The following is a 20,320-nucleotide window of genomic DNA, read 5'->3' as shown; positions in this document are numbered from 1 at the left end:
TTTTTTGATCAAAATCAAAGACTAAGAGTCTATTCCCCTCTTTGCATTCTTCTTCCTCTTCCTTTATCATTACCGCCAAAATTCCCAACTTTGTACGCCAAAGAGAACATAATATAACGCTTTAGGACTGTGTTTTCTTCATCGCGAATTGAGGTTGCCGAAATAGTTCTAGTAGCACTTTGGTTTTGATTCAAAACATCGTAAACCTTCACCTTGGCATAGACTTTTTTATCAAAAAAGCCATAGGACAAACTCGCATTCCATAGAAAGAAATCCTTTTTGAAATCACCTGAAATATTCGAATTGTAGGTATATCCAAAATCGTTTCCAAAAATCAAATTCGCCGGCCAGTAACTAGTGGTTTGCATATTGATTCTATGGACAACATTCGAACTTGCATCACGGGTATAATTCTCGTATTTGGTTTCATTATAAGACAAACTATAAGACGGTGAAATACTAAGCACTTCTCCATATTCGTAAGTCATATACGCTCTTGGGGTAATCGAAGTTGATTTAGCATTATATAAAACCGCATTGGTAAACCCTTTATCAAAAGAATAACTTCCGTTAATTCCTAGACCATATCGCAAAACATTGGCGTCTTTTTTTACAGATTGGCTCCAATTTCCCCCAACAGAAGCCACATAGGTTCCTGAGATGTTCGCATAAGTTGTAGTTCTTTTTCCGCTATCATCATATATAGAGGTTGAAACAACATCATTATTATAATAATCCGCTTTAACAAACATACTATATCCTGAGCGAGTCCTGAAGTCAAAGTTTCTAAAATCTAAACCAGCGCTACTCTTTTCTATTGGATTTAAGTCTGGATTCCCGATTACAGTATTCAATGGATTCATTAAATTCAACACAGGTAATAATTGAGCAGCACTAGGCAGTGCATTTGAATAGTCGTATTTTAAAGTCAAATTCTTTGACCTATTAAACTTATATCTTATTTGAGCATTTGCAAACGGCAAGGCGTATGTTTTATTCAAATCAGTTGAGTTTCCCAAATACAAGGAATGATTGTCATAATCAACAATAGACGTTTTAGCATTCAAATTGAAGGTCATCTTACTCTGCTTCAAAGTGATTCCCACCTTCGGACTCACACTGTTTTGCTTGGATGTCAAATAATTAGTCAATGATGAATTCAAATTAGAATAAGACTGTGTAGCGGCATCATAATCAAAAGTTTTTTGATCATTAATTGTACTTGCCAAATCAAAATCAGAACCAAACCTAACGCGCAATGAATCAGTTATGGGTTCTGTATATTCAAGATCTAGAGAATAAGAATCAGAACTCGTATTATTTTTACTGTTTTGATTTCTTTCATCATTAGGTTTATTGTCTTGATAAAATATAGTTTGAGAAAAATTTAATGCATCCGAATCATTTCGAGTATTGTTGTTACTGAATACTAAACTAAGATTACGAGCTTGTTTTTCAAAAGTCTTATTAAAATTAATTGTATTTGAGAAATTGTTACTTGTATTCTCACTTTTAGATTCCGAGCTGCTTTTGTTCAGGGCCTCTCCAGCTTCATCTTCAGATGACGTATTCGATTTTGAATCCCCAATGGATCTGCTTTGATTGAATTTAGGAGAAACAACCAATCGTATACTTGGATTAATTTTATATTCCAATTCTAAATTTACTTTATTTCCTGTATTCTCGTTTCTTGATTTAGAATCTGAGGCCGTCAGGATATTTCCATTAGGCAAGAAATTTATCTGATTTGATTTACTTTCGTTATTATTTATCGCATTGGAAAAATTATAACTGCTCATCACGCTAAATTTTTTAGTCCATTCATCCGTATAATTAATCCCAGCTAAATTGGATTGGGTGATCCCTTTACCGCTTCCCGAATTTTGATTATTTCTACTATTTCTTCCCCCACTCATATTATCAAAAACATCATCCATTGAAAAACCTGTAGAATTGATATTGTTGGAAGAAGCCAGTACGCTGATTTTTTGTTGGTTCTTGAAAAAGTTCAACATCACACTACTTTCATAGCGATCATCAGAACCATAACCGCCTAACATTTTCCCAAAGAAACCTTTATTTTTCTTTTCATCGATGGTTAAGTTTATACTGGAATAATCGGAAGTTGACTCTTGTTTGGCAAGTTCTTCTTTTTTAGTTTTAAAATCCGAAACCTGAATTTTTTTTATAATATCTGCCGGTAAGTTTTTAAGAATCAAGGCGCCATCTTTATCAAAAAAAGTTTTCCCATTGACTAAAAACTGACTTACTTCTCTACCGTTCACAGTCACTTTTCCTGTGTTATCAACATCAACTCCAGGTAATTGCTTCAATAAAGCTTCTACGTTGGCATCTGGGCGAACTTTATACGAAGTGGCATTAAATTCTAAAGTATCTTTTTTAACGGTAATGGGTGGTGCTTCCGTTTTAATAATCACATTTTCTAAAGCGTTCACATTTTCAAGCAAATACAACTTTCCAAAATCCTTACTTTCTAAAATGTCTTTCTGCTGTTCAACCAAAGTCTGATACCCCATATAATTCACCTTTAAAAATACAGGCTTTTCCATTTTCTTAGTGGTAATTCTGAAAACACCATTTTTGTCCGTAGTAGCATATTCAATAACAGTAGAGTCTTTTACTGTTGAAAAATATACAGTGGCCATTTCTAAGGGCAGTTGCGTATTAATATCCACTACAGTTCCTTTAATAACAACATCATTTTGAGCGTTTGCACCACAACAAAATAGAAAAAACAACAGGTATGAGAAAATTTTGGTCATAAAAAAGTTAGTTAGAAGTACATAAGACTATAAAAGAAACCAAAGGTTTAATTCCGGAGCCAAAGATTTGCTTCCTTTTTTTTTAGGGCAAAAAAAATCCCCGACTTAGCGGGGATTGTACTCTTATTTTTCTCTGATATAAATACTACACACTACTAACCAATAAGTTACAATACAACGATACAAATAAGATACAAAAAGATACATTAAGTATAAATTATTAAATATTATTTAAGTTGAAAACTAACACACGACAACTTAATATTTTGCCTCGCGCGCGTGTATTATTTCGATTTTATTAATTACGACCTCTGTACACGTGATGAGATAGGGATATAATCATTCATAATAATTTTTAACGGTAAGATTACGGTAAGGATCAAACTTATGATTACTCTACTGATTGAACTTGAAAAAAAGTTTGATTAATCAAATCATTATGTATGCAAATAGATAGGGCAAAACTTTTACTTCCTAACTATTACGCGCGCGTATTTTTATACTTTTTATATTAATTTGACTGCCTATGTTTTATTATAATCAGCGGTAGTAAATCCCCCATCGCTATCAAAGTAAAAAACAATACCACTTTTAAACCAAATAAAATTACTCTCCTCTCTAATTACATCATCTTCCCAAAATATTTTTTTCATTTCAACTTTTGAATAACCAATAAAAGGTTTGGTTATAATATTCAATTTATTGATTTTAATAGAAGTTTGTATGCCTAAACCAATCAATTTGTTTAAATTATAATTAAGCTTATCTTGTTTTTGATAATCGTTTTGAAACCAAAGTTCATCTTTAACTGGATAATATAAATTTTTAATTGTCATAATTCCATCACTATAAGTACAATTGCCTTGAATTCCAACTTTAAAAAAGATAGTATCATCTTGTACTTTCAATAAATCGTATGTGGCTTTATCAACTTTCAGCTTATAATACTGTTTTCCTGATTCACCATAGAAATTATTTTTTTGCCCGATTACAATTATCGAAGTCAATAATATAACTATTAGTAAAATGTTTCTCATATCTTAAAATATAGTTTAACAAATGCTAAAGTAGCAAATAAAAAACCGCTCATCACTGAACGGTTTAATTTTTTAAAAAAGCGCAATTTTAGGTAATTACTAGTATTTCAAACCAATACCTACCACCCACTATTCTCTGCTGAATTTGTATTTCCTTCTTTTATAGATTTTTCAATTGACTCTATAGATTTATAAGCCATTTTTGTGCCTTTGTAAAGTGCTTTTGTATAAACCGTACTTTGCCAACCTTTTGGGTTTATAGGATAGCTTTCAGAAACTTTTAATGTACCGTATGATGGAGGAGTATTTCCGTAAATCGTCTTTGTTTTATATTCTGTCAAAGTAATAAAAACTCTTATTTTATTATCCTTAATATCAACCCTAATAACATGCCATAAATCTATTTCTGTTGTAACAAGACTATATCCAATATGTACATTATCATAAATTCCTTTACCTATAATCAAGCCGTTTTCTTTTTCTTGAACTTGAATTACAGATTCTCCATTTCCATAATTATAAGTAAAATACGCTAAAACTCTTGGGTAAATTTCTTCTTTTTTTAAACCATCGATTTCAATTATCTTTGTTATGGTAACATTATTATTGTCATCGACATTATATTTTCCATCCATTTCCGCTAACATTTCTTTTTTGCTTTGAGCGAACACAAATGAATTACATACTAAGAAAACACATAGTAATATTTTTTTCATATTTGTAAATTAAATTAATAAGGTTCAAATGTAGACTATTAAGATTCTAAATTATTATGGTTTTCCGTAATCAAACATTATTACATCATTAATAATCTTTGCATTATGTCAGCGGGAAAATTATCGGCACGATTTATTTTATTGATTAGCATTTAATCTCCCTTTAGTGGGTCTGCATTTTATGAAGTTTCTTTTAATAGAGTCGGAAATGTCGGTTTCTTTTCTTTTATAATACTCCAAAAACTCTGAATGATTCCTTTCCTATTGAGTCAGAAAAGTCAGTTTTTCACTTTTATTATAGAGTCCGAAACGTCCCAATACCTTTTATATACACTCTGAAAGCTCTATTTTTATTCTTTTTTTATAACAATATAAACTCTGATTTTCTTTTTATAAGAACTCCGAAAACTCCGATTTCATATTCTTAAATTGTTGAATAACTACAGTTTTTTTTGAGTTGGAGGTTATTTATTAAGTTATTCCTAATTGAGAAAATAAATTTATCTGTTGAGGTTGGTACAATCTGTTTTGTTTACTTCTTTGGTTGCTATCAGCGCTTCGAATATTGTGCGCAATTTCTTTTATCTGAGTTTCAAAATCTGACTTATGCCACTTTTTAGAAAGGTACTTCCTTCTGAGTTGTTCAAAGACTTTTCTATCTGTTTGGTAGTAATATTTTAATCCTGTATGACTTAATAAAATACTGTTTTCTTTTTGCATGGAAATATCTATTCCAGTTACTTTACAAACTGAATGGTTTTGCTTGCGACATTCATTTTGTCTTTCTATTTCTTGTAGGGTGCATATTCCCCTATTATATAACTGTGAATCTGCACCCTTTTTAATTGTTTCATTAGGTGGTGAATCTGCACCCTTTTTTAAGAATTTGAGTTTATCATAAATGACTTGTCTTAATTGATTTTTTAAATTGGAAGGTACTTTGTTTATTAAGTTGTAATAGGCGGTTTTATTCTTACTAAAACTATTGCGGTTTGATGCCCTCATTATCTTGTACCATTCCATGGTATTGTTATACTTTACTATTTTGGTTTGTTCTTTCTGTGATAAGGTTTTAAAATTGGTTGCCCAATCCAAGATCAAAACCTTTTCAAACTCATTTATTAAACTTTCTTCCATTGCTAAATAAACGTATGGGTTTAATAGATCATCTGCGGTATAAACTCCTAATTTGTTAATGAATCTACTCTTTTTACTTTTTACTTCAAATCTGAATGTGTTTATATCGGCATAGTTAGGAAACTGCAATCCTTTGGCATAAGCTTTAATAATTTTGTATTGGTTTTCCGTACCGTTTGCATGTACAGAATAACTTTTTTTACTGTAGGCCAGCCCTATGTCGTTTTTAAACTCATTTCGTTCATGATAGGCTAAATATGTAATAAGGTCTTCTACATCAATAGGTGATATGCCGTTTAATCCGTATTCTATATTTACAACTTTAAAAGCCTTTAGATCTATTTTTAATACGTTTCTAACCTCAATTAAAACATTAATGCAATCTATTACCCTAAAGTCGTTTGCGTTGTGTAAACCATTATTAAAATAGTAATGTGGTTTAAAATGTATCTCTAATTTATTTGCATAAAAACAAAACAAAACCCCTTTGTACTGTTTTACTTTTTTGGATGTTATAACCTCCTTGTCATAATTGTTTATTTTGTCGAAATCACTTACCCAGTCCAGCAAAATATGATTTTTGAAGTAATCAATTTGTGGAATATTATAAGTTTCTAATTTGAGCCAGTCCAGCATTTGGATATCTTTTTAGGTCTTGGGAATTCTCCTATTTGTTTTTAAGATATTGTTCGGCTTGTAGAGAGGATTCTAAAACAGTAGCCTTTCTCCCTTGTTTCAACCATTCGTCTATTTCAGACTTTAAAAATCTCAACTTCTTACCTCCTTTATTAACTGGAATTTTGCCAGCAAATACCCATCCATAAACAGTAGCGGGCTTTGGTTTATCAGGGTGATAATTGCAAAGTTCTACCAAATCAAACCACTGTTCAGTCGTTGGTTGTGGTTGTTGGTTTTTTTGAATTAAAAGTGTTTTAAGTTCTTTTACCTCATCAAGGAGGTACATAAACGCTTTGGGTAACGTTTCAAGTGTAATCTGTTGTGAATTTTCCATAAGGCACTATTTGTTTAAATGATAGTGCAAGTGTAAAAAGTTTGTTTGGTGGGTATCAATGTGGTAGATTATAACCACATTAAAACCACATTAAACTTTAACGTTTTTATCCATTTTTTTTTATGTTATTGGATTTTTGCAGGGCTGTAAGTTTCCTGAAATAGTTTTTTCAACTGTTTTATAAATGTAATCCCCATTAATATTTTTGAAATTCTTAACGATCCAATTTATCAAATCTGCTTTATCGCAACTTATTATTATATCCTCTTCAAATAATCGTTTAAGATAGTCGGTAAATCTGTTTCCATTATCCCTGAATAATAATTTGGCATTGGCATTACTTCCTGTCTCAATTATTCGTCTTAATTCACCGTGCTCAGTGATATCAAAAAAATCTTTTAAGGTTATAATAATACCGTCTATTGATTCAGGTTTAAAACAAGGTTTAGACTCGTATACTGGTTTCTGATCTATGGAGCTGGATAAATCAATAGGATTTGCTTCGAGTTGTTGAATTGCTCTCTTATCATCTACTAATGCCAATTGTACACTTAACATTGCCTTATTCATTGCAGAAAAATGAATTTTCGATTCAGGCGTGATAACCTCAACGAGTTTACTTGTCTTAGGTTCTTGAAGCGCTGTATTAAATTCCTGCTCCTTTTGTTTTAAAAAGTCACATATTCTACCAAAACTAAACTCTAAGTTTGTATAACACTGCTTTGTTCCGAGTGCATCTAACCCCCTTTTTTCTATTAAAGTTAAGTTACTGTCAGTTCTTTTTGCTAACAAATTACATCCATTTGAATATATAGTTAACCACTTTTTAATAAAAGATATTTCGTCATGTTCGAAATAATCGTTTAAATGAGAATCTAATAGTTCGCTGTAACGCTCTTTAAACTCATGGAGCGACATTGGAATTTTTGGTATTTTACTAATGCTTTGTGTTCTCTCTGTTAAATCCATTGATTTTCCTGTGTTTTTTATAAAATAATGGTATACTCACTATACCACCTAGTTTTTAGATATATTTAAAAAATTCCAGTAATTGATCATTGAAAACCGTTTAAAACATTCTAAATAATTCCTAAATCTTTTTAAATTCAAGATTAAATAGAAAATCCTGCTCATTGAGCAGGATTTTCTATTTAATCTTATAATATATATTATATAACTTCTGTTTTATTCTTCTTCATTTTCTTCTATTTCGACAGCTACAGGTTGAGGAACAAAATATCCTCCCTCTTTCCAATTTCTATTCAACTCATACCAAGAAAGTAAATCTCCCATAAAACCACAAACTATTGCAAAACTTGTTGCTTGCAAAAAATTAATTGTACCGTCAATTTCTCTCAATTTGATTAGTCTTTTGTGTAGTGCTTTTGTGCCTTTTAGTGTAAAAGTGGTTGAACTTCCAACATTTAATTGACTATCAGTGTTAACTTTTCCGCTGTCTAAAATTTTGTCAATAATAAATTTTGTATCTACTGTAGGGTAATTATTTTTTGACATAAACTATAATGACTCTAATTCTAATTTGTGAGCAACTTGTTCGCCTGTTTTCATTACTTGGTCATATACAAAATTATTAGTACTGAATGACATTGATGTGGAATCTCCATTTTTATTGTTAAAACCCCAACCTAAAACTTTTAGTTCTACCTCTAAACCTTTACCGAATTTTTCTGCATTAAGACAAAATAACTCAAGAGATTCTTGTATTGCTATTTCGGCATCAAATTCATCTTTAGCAAAAGTTTTCATTCCTAATAAAGGAATTTCAATTGTAAAAATATCATCTTCTCCTTGTTTGTCCCAAATAGGCATAACAACAGAAACTGACGATAATCTACCATCTTTTCTTACTATGTCTATGTTTGCTTCTTGACTCATCTTGTTTTGATTTAAAATTTATTAAATTTAAATATTTTTTATTTTGGATTTTTTCTAATATAAAATTATTTAACAATCTTTATATCTTTAAGATATGCATATAAAGAGCCCTTTCTACATATAATTATACATGTATAAGGGCTAAATGTTTTTACAAATGTAATACAATTACATTTGTAAAAACAATAATTGCTTAGCATTTTGTATCAAAGCATTGAAAATTATGCCATAATTAAGATTATTTAGGATGTCTTTAGAGTAAATAATCAAAATGACTTAAATTTAAATTCATTTAAACATGATAACACAACACATTTACAACAGATACGATACGATGATAACTCCTTGTATACCTAATGCTTAACAGATTACAATAAGGCATAAATTAAATATTTCTCATATTATTACATAATTTAAAACTATCTAATCATTTCAGATGGGTTTTCTATTTCTGCAGATTCATCCTCATTAACAACTTCTTCTTAATTGTTATTTAGATTTTCTTCATCTATTTGATCATCTTTGATCTTAGTAAAACTTCCTTGAATATGGTCAAAAAGTCATATACTTGAGTAGATCACTATCTTTTTAAATTGAACTTTTGAAAGTTATTTTAATTCACCGTATCTTTTACTTAATTTCATTTCAGCTGACTTTATTGACCAACCTTGCTATTCAATATAAATAGTAATTGGTGGATCGTCTACGTCTTCTAAACTATCATGCAGCACAATCTTTTTACCCTCTTTTTCAGCTCTTTCAAGCATCGAAAACAATTCGCCTCCTATTTGTAAGTGAGCGGTAAATAACACTTGTTTATACTCGCTATTTTGAGAGGTGTAAAAGTCAAACAGCTGCGAACCTGTCAAATGTGATAAATCTGGTTTCATAATTTTTACATTTCAAGTTTAATTCTATTAGAAGCAGCCCTTTTGGTTTCGTCAACTATTTTTGCATAAATCTGAGTAGTATTCAAATCTTTATGCCCTAACATTTTTGAGACTGTATAAATATCCGTTCCCATTGATAATTGCAAAGTTGCAAATGTATGTCTGAAACAATGAAATGTTATTTTTTTGGTTATTCCAGCATCCAAAACCCATTTGGCTAAATATCTGTTTTCCCTTTGGTTAGTTTCTTGTATTAAAGTAAATACATTATCCGTGGCTTGTTTCCTTTTTCCTAATAAATTAAAAGCTTGTTCCGTTATTGGCAAAGTTTCTGAACCTCCTGTTTTCTTTTGCATAAATCTAATTAGATAACCACTACCTTCTTCGTGATGTACCTCTCCCCAAATTAGTTTTTGAATATCAGAACGCCTTAAACCTGTAAGAGCTGAAAATAAAGCCTGTGTTTTAATTTCAACACTTCTACAGTCCATTTTAACGAGTGTATTAAGTTCTTCAAGTGTTAAGTAGTTTCTTTGCGTTTCGGCTTTTTTAACGGCATCCGTTTTGTCCGCTATATTTTCAGACAAATAACCATCTTTATATGCTTGCTTTAAAGCTGAACGAAATTTGTCATAGTATGTTTTAATCGAATTTTCAGACAATTGAACTTTATCACTCTTTTTACTTTTGGTCGTTTGTAAAAACTCTATAAATCCAATGCATAACTCGAGGTCAATATCTGAAAATTTCAAAGTGCTTCCTCTATGTAATTTTAAAAAATCACAACTTCCCAACCATATAAAACGATTAGAATGATTTTTCTTTTCTGCAAGTTTTTTGAAATATGCGATAAAATCCCCATCCTGTTTTTTATTCTTCCTAATTTGCTCCTGTTCTAATGCATTATATATCTCAGGCTTATTCAAGTCGCTTTCTCTTCTTTGTCTAATCTGTTCGGCTAGTTGTAGGGTGTTCGTATTGTGTATTTTATCAAGAGGATTCCTTGTATTATCATACACGTACATTCCTAATGATTCTCTACGGGTTTCCTTTCCATTATCGGAACTTTTGATTGCTGGATAGAAGTCTAAGTATAAACTTTGTCGTTTTCCTGAAATAGTTCTTTTTCGAAGTGTTACTTTTATTGCCATTGACGAGGTTTTATCGCGGTACAAATACGGTACAAATATTATCAAAACAAATATATAACAAACCAAAACAACAATAACACAAAACAACAAAAAACCCCTGTAAATCTATTGTTTACAGGGGTTTCTATATATTTAATATTCGCTTGTTTTTGTATGTTATTTTTCTCTGATATAAATATCGATTGGCACTCCTGAAAAGTCCCAATTTTCTCTAATTTTATTTTCCAGATATCTTTTATATGGTTCTTTAACGTATTGTGGCATGTTGGCAAAAAATACAAACTGAGGCGTTTGAGTTGGCAACTGCATACAATATTTAATTTTTACATATTTACCTTTTGTAGCAGGTGGCGGATACGCTTCGATTACCTTCAACATAAATTCATTGAACTTAGAAGTTGGAATTCTTTGTTGTCTATTTTCATAAACTTGAACTGTAGCTTCCAAAGCCTTAAGTAAACGCTGTTTTGTTAAAGCAGAAACAAATAAGATCGGCACATCTGTAAATGGCATCAATTCTTTTTTGATTTTCTCTTCGTAGTCACGAGTCGACATGGTATCTTTTTCTACTAAATCCCATTTGTTAACTAAGATCACAACACCTTTACGGTTCTTCTCTGCCAACCAAAAAATACTTTGATCCTGGCCTTCAAATCCACGAGTAGCGTCAATAACCAAAATACAAATATCTGCATACTCAATAGCACGAACTGAACGCATTACGGAGTAAAATTCTAGATCTTCCTTCACTTTGGCTTTACGACGGATTCCCGCAGTATCCACTAAGTTAAATTCAAAACCAAAACGGTCAAATTTTGTATCAATAGCATCACGAGTTGTTCCCGCAATATCAGTAACCATAAAACGTTCTTTACCAATAAGCGCGTTAATAAAACTAGATTTACCTGCATTAGGACGTCCTACAACAGCAAAACGAGGTAATACTACTTCTTCTTTAACAGGTTCTGGCTTCACTGGAAAAGATTCAATTAAAGCATCTAATAAATCTCCAGTTCCACTTCCAGAAATACTGGCAAACGTATAATACTCCCCTAAACCTAGGTTGTAAAACTCAATAGCATCTTTTTCACGCATAGCGTTGTCTACCTTGTTCACAGCCAATAAAACTGGTTTTGTCACTTTACGCAACAAACGTGCAACAACATCATCCATTGGTGTGATACCTTCTTCAACATCCACCACAAAAATAATAACATCAGCCTCGTCGATAGCTAATTCTACTTGTTTACGAATTTCCCCTTCAAAAACGTCATCAGAACCACGAATGTATCCACCCGTATCAATTACCGAAAACTCTTTTCCGTTCCACTCGCTTTTACCGTAGTTTCTATCTCTGGTAACTCCAGACACTGAATCTACAATAGCTTCTCTTCTTTGTATCAGCCTATTAAAAAGGGTTGATTTCCCTACATTAGGTCTTCCTACTATCGCAACAATGTTATTCATTTTTGTAAATTTTAGATTTTAGACTTTAGATTTTAGACTTTAGTTTCCTAAAATTCTATCACTTATAAATCCAAAATACAGTATTTTAATTTTTTGCAAAGGTAGTTAAAAAAGTGGCTAAGTCACCATGTTTCTAAATACCTAAGTTTTTTATTATTTTTCTTGTTATTTCAAAAGAATCATAAAGCACTATTTTTCAGCCTTGCTTTCTTTGTCTTTTTCCTAAAAAAGTCTTTAAAAAAGCATTCCCTCTTCTGAACCAAAACTTTACGTCAGTATTGATAATTGATTCAAACGGTAAACAACGGAAAAAACCACCTCAGCATCTATTCGAAACCAACGCAATGTTTATTGATTATAACCAAATCGTTTCAACATATTGGCATTACTTCTCCAGTTTTTATTCACCTTCACATATAGTTCAATATGAATTTGTTTCCCGAAGAATTTCTCTAAGTCAGCACGAGAATCCATACCAACCTTTTTCAAGGCGGCACCTTTATGTCCAATGATAATTCCTTTTTGAGTTTCGCGTTCCACCATAATAACCGAACGGATTCTAATAATATTTTCATCCTCAAAAAACTCTTCTGTAACAATTTCAACAGCATACGGAATCTCTTTGCTATAATTCAGCAAGATTTTTTCACGAATGGTCTCGTTTACAAAAAAGCGTTCTGGTTTATCTGTTAATTGATCTTTTGGATAATAGGCTGGTGATTCTGGAAGCAATTCAATAATCCTTCCAAAAACTTCTGGTACATTAAAATTCTGTAAAGCTGAAATAGGGAAAATCTCAGCGTTCGGCACTTTAGCAGTCCAAAACGCCACTTGCTCTTCTAATTGCTCCTGATTTGAATTATCAATTTTATTCAATAATAACAAAACTGGAATCTTAGCATGAACGATTTTATTGAAGAAAGCTTCGTCTTTTAAGTCTTGCTCCCCAATTTCTACCATATACACCAAAATATCAGCATCTTCAAAAGCCGATTTTACAAAGTTCATCATCGACTCCTGCATTTCATAAGCGGGTTTGATGATTCCGGGTGTATCCGATAATATAAGTTGAAAATCTTCGCCATTCACGATTCCAAGAATACGATGACGAGTTGTTTGTGCTTTTGATGTAATGATCGATAACCTTTCTCCAACAAAGGCGTTCATCAATGTTGATTTTCCAACGTTTGGATTCCCGATGATGTTTACAAAACCTGCTTTATGTGACATTTGTGTTCTATTTATTGTGCAAAGGTAGTCATATCAACTCAATACAGAAAATAAAACATTTTTTAAAGTTTTCGTTGGATTTCTAGAAAATGTGTGTATCTTTGCACCCGAAACAACGCGGGATAGAGCAGTAGGCAGCTCGTCGGGCTCATAACCCGAAGGTCACAGGTTCGAGTCCTGTTCCCGCTACTAAGACAAAGCTTCAGAGAAATCTGAGGCTTTTTTTGTATCCAAAATTCACTCCTGACTTTAATTTCATCTTTCATTTAAGTAAGAGTCTTCACTAGTACCTCAAATTTCACATAACCATAATTAAATCAAATGTTTAAAAAAAACAAATCCCAAATTCTATTTTTTATTCTTTTAAATTTATTTTTTTCCATCGATTCTTTTTCTCAAAAAAATCTTTACGCTGGAATTGAAATCGGACGAAGAGCAATAAAAGTTTCAGTCCTAGAAGTCAATAATATCAAAAAAGCAGACTATAAGATTGTCTACTTCTGGACCGAAAGACTTAATCTTGCCCAGCATATTACTACTTGCAACGAGCTTCCTCAAGATGACATCAACAAAACTGGTATCATAATTTATGACCAATTAAAGAAAATAAGAGAGGAATTTAAAATTCAAGAAGAAAATATCTTTATAGTTGCCGCTCCCGTTTTTGCATCTACGCACAACATTGGAACTTTAAGAAACAAAATTACAGCCCTAACCGACAAGAGTTTTGACATAATTAATATTGAGGAAGAAGCAAAAATGCTAGTTAAGGGCGCTATACCACCTGTTGATTATTCTGACGCTTTTCTGCTCGATATTGGAGCCTTAAATACCAAAGGTGGATACATCGACGAACTTGCCGATAACAAATTAGAATTCATCCCTCTGGAGCTTGATTTTGGCACCATGACCCTTACCGATGCCATAAAAAAAACGGTTGCGAATCAAAACCAAGCTAATAATATGTCTGTATATCAGGAAAAATCTTTTGACTATAACCCCGTTCTACGAAAGAAGATAAAAGAAATGTTTGACACCAATCCTCTTTTATTGAAAAAAGAAAAAATCTACTTATCAGGAGGAGCAGTCTGGGCCTTTGCAACGCTATATTACAATGAAAACATTAAAGAACACTATGTTCCTTTAAACCTAGAAGACGTTATCAATTACGATGCAATCCTGAAGAATAATTTCAACAAGTTTAATAACCTCTCCAAAACCAATAAGGAAGCTGCTAGAGTTTTGAGCACCTATGACCAAAAATACCTTATTTCAGCAAATAACATACTAGTGGCCTGCCTTGAAGGCTTTCCAAATTTAAAAACAAAAAAAATATACTTTGCAAAAGAGGGACAAACAACCTGGCTTATCTCATACATTGCAGATCGCTCTAAAAAAGTGAATACTAATTTTTAAGTATTCACTTTACATTACTTATAAATCCTATTCGTTTTTTAAATCACAGAACTAGGTCATAATGAAAATCATTTTGAGATTTGAACTGCATTACCTCAATAATCAAGATCAACAAATCTTCTCTAAAATGATTCAAAAATTACCCCCATCAGAACTTTTAAAATAAAGCTTCAGAGAAATCTGAAGCTTTATTTATTAGGCCTATAAAAATTAAACCTGTACCGTAGTAAAAACAACATACACCAAATACAAGAACTATCCTTCGTACCATTGGCACCATTATTGCACTCCGACAAGAAATCTTCAAAGTTACTCTAAGTAGTTTTTGTCTATTTTATAAAAAAAATCTGCTTATTTAAGCTGAAAATATTTAATTTTATACCCTAAAATCTTATTTTTATGAAAAACTACGTACTATTATTCGTTTCTGTCCTAGCGCTATCTTTTAACTCTTGCACAACAATGAAAGACACTACAAAAACTGCCGATCTTTACGACACTACTTGGGAACTTGAATACATTTCTGGCCCACGTATTGCTTTTGAAGGATTGTTTCCTGATAAAAAGCCTTTTATAAAATTCAATAAAGAAACAAACGAAGTAGCTGGAAACGCTGGTTGTAACGGTTTTATGGCTCCTTATACTTTAAAAGGAAAATCAATTGATTTTGGAGACCAAGGCCCAACTACCATGATGTACTGCGAAGGTGGAGGAGAACAAACTTTTTTACAAACGATTCAAAAAATTGATAGTTACTCAATCGACAAAGAAGGCAAGCTAAACCTATTGATAAAAGACATCCCAATGATGAGATTTAAAAAAGTAACTAAATAACTTTAGCTACTCTATATTTAGAATTCTAATCAATACATCAAACAAAATCCCTCATCGAGGGATTTTGTTCGTTATAGCAGTATCCCATTTATTTTCATCTTTTTTATCAACTCATTTCTCTTACTATCCTAAAGAAAACGTCAATCAAAAAACAAACAACCTCAAGACATTTTTTTTGCTTATCATTTTCTACCCCTGCTCCTCCAACCCAAGCTTTTTTTAATTTTCTCTCAAACAAAAAAAAGCAACACACACAATTCCAATACCTTACCTCAATCGATTATAAATTGTGAATATCTATTTAAAAATTCTAGGATTTAATTTCCTGTAAAATCTATCTTTGACATCCTTAAAATAAAAAGAAGATGAGCGCAATTTGGTACGAATGCAAGGTAAAATATAGAAAAACAGATGAAACTGGAGGTCAAAAGGTTTTGACAGAACCCTATTTGGTCGATGCTTTGTCTTATACAGAAGCAGAAAAAAGAATCAATGAAGAGATGGCCCAGTACATCAGTGAAGAATTTAAAATCACGAATATAAAAGTCGCTAATTACGCAGAAATACATCCTTTCGAGAACACAGACCGCTGGTTCAAATCAAAAGTTTCTTTATTGGCTTATGACGAAGAAAGTGGTAAAGAAAGAAAGACCAATATGTATATGTTGGTACAAGCAAATGACGTAAAAGAAGCTTATGACAATACCATCCATGTAATGAAAAATACAATGGGTGAATATTCAATTCCAGCCGTTTCAGAATCCCCAATAATGGATGTTTTCCCTTATTTTAGTGGAGAAGAAGGCGAAAGCGAACAATTAGAAAGATTCAACGCACTTAAAGCTTCTAAACCTGCTCAAATACAGGCAGAAACAGTTGATCATATGGAATTTGAAACCGCATTAGAGGAATAAACACTTGATCACATACGAATACAACACTAAAAGCTTCAGAGAAATCTGAGGCTTTTTTTGTTTTTTATAGTGTTTGGCAAACAACTTACCCAAACCTAAATTCAAAAATAAATATTACATTAGCTTTGACTTTAACCACTGAATAAAAACAGCTTACAATCAACAACCAACCAAAAACCATAAGAAACTGCCAATCTATATGAGTAAAAAGACCCTAATTTTAATCGGCTTTATCATACTGAAATTTGTTTTACAATACACCTTGATAAACCCTGAATACGATTTACAACGAGACGAATATCTTCATCTTGACCAGGCACATCATTTGGCTTGGGGATATCTGTCAGTTCCCCCTCTTACTTCCTGGATTTCTTATCTTATATGGTTACTTGGAAATTCTGTTTTCTGGATCAAATTTTTTCCTGCCTTTTTCGGCGCTTTAACCCTTGTCGTTATCTGGAAAACGATTGAATTCCTAAAAGGAGATCTTTATGCCTTAATTTTAGGCGCGACCTGCATAGTGTTTTCTACCTTATTACGTATCAATATATTATACCAACCCAACTCTTTTGACATATTAAGTTGGACCCTATTCTACTACATCCTTATTCAGTACATTACAACTGAAAAAACAAAATGGCTGTATATTGGAGCCATCGTATTTTCTTTTGGCTTTTTAAACAAATACAATATCCTTTTTCTGCTTCTTGGTCTCTTACCTGCCCTTGTACTAACGAAACAAAGACAAATATTACTAGACAAATACCTCTATTTAGCCTTGATCTTAGGACTACTTTTGATACTACCTAATTTACTATGGCAATACAACAACCAATTCCCTATTGTACATCACATGAAAGAATTGTCTAAAACTCAATTAGCCAATGTAGATCGCTTACACTTTTTAAAAGAGCAAGTTTTATTTTTTATAGGCTCTTTTTTTGTGATCATTTCGGCCTTATATGCGCTACTATTTCACAAGCCTTTCAAAAAATATAAATTCTTTTTTGCCTCTATTATTTTTACACTTCTTATCTTCTTGTACTTCAAAGCAAAAGCCTATTACGCCATTGGCTTATACCCCATTTATATTGCCTTTGGAGCCGTTTACCTTTCTAAGCTTTTAAATACAGGCAAAAAACGTTATTTACGACCAGTTTTCATTGCGCTCCCACTATTATTTTTTATCCCAATGTACAACCTGTCTTTCCCCAATAAAACACCACAGTACATTGTGAACCATCCCGAAAAATATAAAAAACTGGGCATGCTACGCTGGGAAGATGGAAAAGACCATGATTTACCTCAAGATTTCGCCGACATGCTCGGCTGGAAAGAACTTGCTAGAAAAACGGATTCCATTTATGCTACAATTCCAGCACCCGAAAAAACACTTATCCTTTGCGACAATTACGGGCAAGCCGGAGCCATCAATTACTATTCTAAAAAAGGGATTACTGCCGTTTCTTTTAGTGCTGACTATGTGAATTGGTTCAATCTTGACATACCCTACAACAATCTAATCAGAATTAAAGAATACGAAGAAAACAATACTGAATTTGAAAAGACAAGTCCTTATTTTCAACATTCTTTTATAGCGGGACAAATAACAAATAAATATGCTCGCGAATTTAAAACAACCATTTTTGTATTCACGGGTGCTAAAACCGATATTAGAAAAAGAATAAAAAACGAGATTATCGAAGAAAAAGACTACATCAAGTAAACAAAGACTAAATCCATGATTTATATTGAAGTTTTTCATCTGTTTTCATCAAATTTCAACACATAATTAATCAACTACAAAACAGATGATTACATTCAAAAAGTCAATTTATATTGAAATTTACCATTCTTTTAAGAAAATAGTTCCGCTAATCCTTTGCATAACCGTATATACTACGTATCTTTGCACCCGAAACAACGCGGGATAGAGCAGTAGGCAGCTCGTCGGGCTCATAACCCGAAGGTCACAGGTTCGAGTCCTGTTCCCGCTACTAAGACAAAGCTTCAGAGAAATCTGGAGCTTTTTTCGTTTATATTTCTTTTAAAAAACAAAAACGGAGCAAGATATAATCTGGTACTAACTGATATTAATAATTTAGAGAACTCTTCTGCTAAGAATAAAAACGGAGTATTTCAATTATCTGTTGATTATTTCTTTTTTTTAAACTTAATAATTCTATAAAAACGTTTTGCAAGCTGTATCATGAGTGTATTAACACATCCTTTCTTGGAAAATCTAAAAATTTTGAATTAATCATTTTGACAGTCCAATATTTTTAAATCATCCACAAAACGGTTCGAGAATTATCCCGTTAGGCTAATAAGAAAAGCTTCAGATTTCTCTGAAGCTTTTTCCGTTGAAATAAAATAAAACCAAACCTAAAACCAAACCTAAAAAACGAATAAAATAACTACCAAACCATTCTATCGTAATACCGCATTACCCAAGGCCTGTAACCACGGATTTTTAGTTGAACCCGTATCATAAAAACCTCTTGACAATTCCCAAATCATAGCACCTTTTAGCCCTTTCGACCTCAGGTATGCACCTTTTGTATTCATATCTTTTTCATTATCATAAACGATCATCATATTAGTACTGCTGTTTACATAATATGAATGTTGGGTGACACTATCCCACATTTCAGTGAATCCTCCTTTACTTATAAAATCTTTGTACATGTCCTTGGTTGCTCTGTCGGCCCCTGTTGCTGAGGCTCCCAATGCCGAATAAAGAGTATATTGAGTACCGTAAAAAGGAACGCCGATGGTCAATTGTAAGGGATTTACTTTTCTTGTATTTACATAATAATTAACGGCATCATCAATACCAGCTGAATTTCCGGCTGCTGTATTTTTATACAAAGGAGAATTGATATTGGCAATGGTACTAGAACTGTACTCATAAGTCATTGGTGAAAACCAATCCACGCATTTAGACAAAGCGGCCATATCGTAATATTTACCTGCCCAATCACCTACTGGCAACGCCATAGTAAAAATCATTTTTTTAGAAGCCAAAACACTTGATTTAATACAAGCAATCCTTAAGTCTTGCATCAACAAAAGTATATTTGCCCCCTCACTACTACTGGAAGGGTATTCATAATCTAAGGCTACACCATCATATCCCTTTTGCTCCAATAGTTGTACAATATTTAACACATACCGTTCGCGAAGAATGTTATCAGCCAACAATGATTTGAGATTTGGAGCACCTGATAATGCAAGTAAAACTTTTACATTTGCGGCATGCGCCTTGGTTATTAGTTTGTCGCCATAACCTAAAAACGTTTTATCCGTTAGATCTGAATAATAAGACATAATAGTAGCTTCATCAGCTAAATTTTCATAGACTAGCGTTGGATCAGTTGCTGACTTGGGCACTATAAACCCAAAATCAATATGCGTTACATTTGAATAGTCAATATCATTATAAGAATAACCATACCATTTAGACAAGGTTAAATATCCTTCCACAACTCGGCTTGAATTTAGCACTACAAAATTACTGTCCCGTTTAATTGCAGCTTGGGGAGCCACAACTGGAGGAGTGACTACAACAGGTGGGTCATTAGACAATGGAGCTTCTGAACTAGAACAGCTCAACATTGCAGTTATCGAAAACATAACTGCAAACACAAAAAAGACTGCTTTAAATAATTTATTTTTTTTCATGATTTTTATTTGAATTTGACCACATAGATTACTCTTACTAATTGATAAAGCAAGATTTTTTCGACATTGAAAAAAAAATAAACATACGGCAGCATTGTTACTGCCGTATCCTATTTGACTGCTTTAGCCACTATTTTTTCAATAAAAAATTAA

17 protein-coding genes and 2 tRNA genes are annotated in these 20,320 nt (G+C 32.3%); 6 read left to right on the top strand and 13 right to left on the bottom strand.

What is annotated here, in order from left to right; all coding sequences use genetic code 11:
• Positions 1-29: 29 nt before the first annotated feature.
• The 12 genes from AC51AA_RS16660 to era form a co-directional block, all read right to left on the bottom strand.
• Positions 30-2,783 (bottom strand): outer membrane beta-barrel protein, encoded by a 2,754-nt coding sequence (locus AC51AA_RS16660; protein ID WP_500703341.1) that lies wholly within the window; start codon positions 2,781-2,783, stop codon positions 30-32.
• 524 nt (positions 2,784-3,307) lie between these two features.
• A complete protein-coding gene (locus tag AC51AA_RS16655; RefSeq protein WP_500703340.1) occupies positions 3,308-3,820 on the bottom strand; it encodes a hypothetical protein in 513 nt (170 codons plus the stop codon).
• A 119-nt stretch (positions 3,821-3,939) separates the two neighbouring features.
• On the bottom strand, positions 3,940-4,536 hold the full coding sequence (locus AC51AA_RS16650; protein ID WP_500703339.1) for a DUF4468 domain-containing protein: 597 nt from the start codon (positions 4,534-4,536) through the stop codon (positions 3,940-3,942).
• A 471-nt stretch (positions 4,537-5,007) separates the two neighbouring features.
• On the bottom strand, positions 5,008-6,309 hold the full coding sequence (locus AC51AA_RS16645) for a hypothetical protein (protein WP_500703338.1): 1,302 nt from the start codon (positions 6,307-6,309) through the stop codon (positions 5,008-5,010).
• 31 nt (positions 6,310-6,340) lie between these two features.
• Positions 6,341-6,685: a helix-turn-helix domain-containing protein gene (locus tag AC51AA_RS16640; protein WP_500703337.1), complete on the bottom strand. Its 345-nt coding sequence runs from the start codon at positions 6,683-6,685 to the stop codon at positions 6,341-6,343.
• Between the two features lie 120 nt (positions 6,686-6,805).
• Positions 6,806-7,654 carry a hypothetical protein gene (locus tag AC51AA_RS16635; RefSeq protein ID WP_500703336.1) on the bottom strand — a complete coding sequence of 283 codons (849 nt, stop codon included), beginning with the start codon at positions 7,652-7,654 and terminating at the stop codon, positions 6,806-6,808.
• Between the two features lie 216 nt (positions 7,655-7,870).
• Complete coding sequence (locus tag AC51AA_RS16630) at positions 7,871-8,200, bottom strand: hypothetical protein (protein ID WP_500703335.1); 330 nt, start codon at positions 8,198-8,200, stop codon at positions 7,871-7,873.
• A gap of 3 nt (positions 8,201-8,203) precedes the next feature.
• Complete coding sequence (locus tag AC51AA_RS16625) at positions 8,204-8,581, bottom strand: hypothetical protein (protein ID WP_500703334.1); 378 nt, start codon at positions 8,579-8,581, stop codon at positions 8,204-8,206.
• 671 nt (positions 8,582-9,252) lie between these two features.
• Positions 9,253-9,471: a hypothetical protein gene (locus AC51AA_RS16620; RefSeq protein WP_500703333.1), complete on the bottom strand. Its 219-nt coding sequence runs from the start codon at positions 9,469-9,471 to the stop codon at positions 9,253-9,255.
• A 5-nt stretch (positions 9,472-9,476) separates the two neighbouring features.
• A complete protein-coding gene (locus tag AC51AA_RS16615; protein WP_500703332.1) occupies positions 9,477-10,622 on the bottom strand; it encodes a tyrosine-type recombinase/integrase in 1,146 nt (381 codons plus the stop codon).
• Between the two features lie 156 nt (positions 10,623-10,778).
• Entirely contained in the window at positions 10,779-12,089 is a 1,311-nt protein-coding gene (gene der / locus AC51AA_RS16610; protein ID WP_500703331.1) for a ribosome biogenesis GTPase Der, read from the bottom strand.
• Positions 12,090-12,437: 348 nt separating this feature from the next.
• Entirely contained in the window at positions 12,438-13,319 is an 882-nt protein-coding gene (era, locus tag AC51AA_RS16605) for a GTPase Era (RefSeq protein WP_500703330.1), read from the bottom strand.
• Between the two features lie 116 nt (positions 13,320-13,435).
• Here era and AC51AA_RS16600 point away from each other — a divergent pair.
• The 6 genes from AC51AA_RS16600 to AC51AA_RS16575 all read left to right on the top strand — a co-directional run bounded on the left by AC51AA_RS16600 (position 13,436) and on the right by AC51AA_RS16575 (position 18,480).
• Positions 13,436-13,508, top strand: a tRNA-Met gene (locus AC51AA_RS16600).
• A 132-nt stretch (positions 13,509-13,640) separates the two neighbouring features.
• Positions 13,641-14,735: an exopolyphosphatase gene (locus AC51AA_RS16595; RefSeq protein ID WP_500703329.1), complete on the top strand. Its 1,095-nt coding sequence runs from the start codon at positions 13,641-13,643 to the stop codon at positions 14,733-14,735.
• Positions 14,736-15,134: 399 nt separating this feature from the next.
• On the top strand, positions 15,135-15,569 hold the full coding sequence (locus AC51AA_RS16590) for an META domain-containing protein (protein WP_500703328.1): 435 nt from the start codon (positions 15,135-15,137) through the stop codon (positions 15,567-15,569).
• 365 nt (positions 15,570-15,934) lie between these two features.
• On the top strand, positions 15,935-16,483 hold the full coding sequence (locus AC51AA_RS16585; protein WP_500703327.1) for a DUF4494 domain-containing protein: 549 nt from the start codon (positions 15,935-15,937) through the stop codon (positions 16,481-16,483).
• A 199-nt stretch (positions 16,484-16,682) separates the two neighbouring features.
• Entirely contained in the window at positions 16,683-18,209 is a 1,527-nt protein-coding gene (locus AC51AA_RS16580; protein ID WP_500703326.1) for an ArnT family glycosyltransferase, read from the top strand.
• 198 nt (positions 18,210-18,407) lie between these two features.
• Positions 18,408-18,480 (top strand) — tRNA-Met (locus AC51AA_RS16575).
• A 433-nt stretch (positions 18,481-18,913) separates the two neighbouring features.
• Here the strand turns inward: AC51AA_RS16575 and AC51AA_RS16570 are convergent.
• Positions 18,914-20,167, bottom strand: coding sequence for a glycoside hydrolase family 18 protein (locus AC51AA_RS16570; protein WP_500703325.1), 1,254 nt, complete (start codon positions 20,165-20,167; stop codon positions 18,914-18,916).
• Positions 20,168-20,320 lie beyond the last annotated feature (153 nt).

Source organism: Flavobacterium sp. OHVDL-2026-0007 (assembly GCF_059882335.1).
The sequence above is the reverse complement of the archived record's forward strand: the minus strand, read 5'-3'. Positions and strand labels throughout refer to the sequence as shown.

Coding starts and splice junctions, on each gene's coding strand:
- AC51AA_RS16660 (WP_500703341.1), bottom strand. CDS start 2,783: ATGACCAAAATTTTCTCATACCTGTTGTTTTTTCTATTTTGTTGTGGT.
- AC51AA_RS16655 (WP_500703340.1), bottom strand. CDS start 3,820: ATGAGAAACATTTTACTAATAGTTATATTATTGACTTCGATAATTGTA.
- AC51AA_RS16650 (WP_500703339.1), bottom strand. CDS start 4,536: ATGAAAAAAATATTACTATGTGTTTTCTTAGTATGTAATTCATTTGTG.
- AC51AA_RS16645 (WP_500703338.1), bottom strand. CDS start 6,309: ATGCTGGACTGGCTCAAATTAGAAACTTATAATATTCCACAAATTGAT.
- AC51AA_RS16640 (WP_500703337.1), bottom strand. CDS start 6,685: ATGGAAAATTCACAACAGATTACACTTGAAACGTTACCCAAAGCGTTT.
- AC51AA_RS16635 (WP_500703336.1), bottom strand. CDS start 7,654: ATGGATTTAACAGAGAGAACACAAAGCATTAGTAAAATACCAAAAATT.
- AC51AA_RS16630 (WP_500703335.1), bottom strand. CDS start 8,200: ATGTCAAAAAATAATTACCCTACAGTAGATACAAAATTTATTATTGAC.
- AC51AA_RS16625 (WP_500703334.1), bottom strand. CDS start 8,581: ATGAGTCAAGAAGCAAACATAGACATAGTAAGAAAAGATGGTAGATTA.
- AC51AA_RS16620 (WP_500703333.1), bottom strand. CDS start 9,471: ATGAAACCAGATTTATCACATTTGACAGGTTCGCAGCTGTTTGACTTT.
- AC51AA_RS16615 (WP_500703332.1), bottom strand. CDS start 10,622: ATGGCAATAAAAGTAACACTTCGAAAAAGAACTATTTCAGGAAAACGA.
- der (WP_500703331.1), bottom strand. CDS start 12,089: ATGAATAACATTGTTGCGATAGTAGGAAGACCTAATGTAGGGAAATCA.
- era (WP_500703330.1), bottom strand. CDS start 13,319: ATGTCACATAAAGCAGGTTTTGTAAACATCATCGGGAATCCAAACGTT.
- AC51AA_RS16595 (WP_500703329.1), top strand. CDS start 13,641: ATGTTTAAAAAAAACAAATCCCAAATTCTATTTTTTATTCTTTTAAAT.
- AC51AA_RS16590 (WP_500703328.1), top strand. CDS start 15,135: ATGAAAAACTACGTACTATTATTCGTTTCTGTCCTAGCGCTATCTTTT.
- AC51AA_RS16585 (WP_500703327.1), top strand. CDS start 15,935: ATGAGCGCAATTTGGTACGAATGCAAGGTAAAATATAGAAAAACAGAT.
- AC51AA_RS16580 (WP_500703326.1), top strand. CDS start 16,683: ATGAGTAAAAAGACCCTAATTTTAATCGGCTTTATCATACTGAAATTT.
- AC51AA_RS16570 (WP_500703325.1), bottom strand. CDS start 20,167: ATGAAAAAAAATAAATTATTTAAAGCAGTCTTTTTTGTGTTTGCAGTT.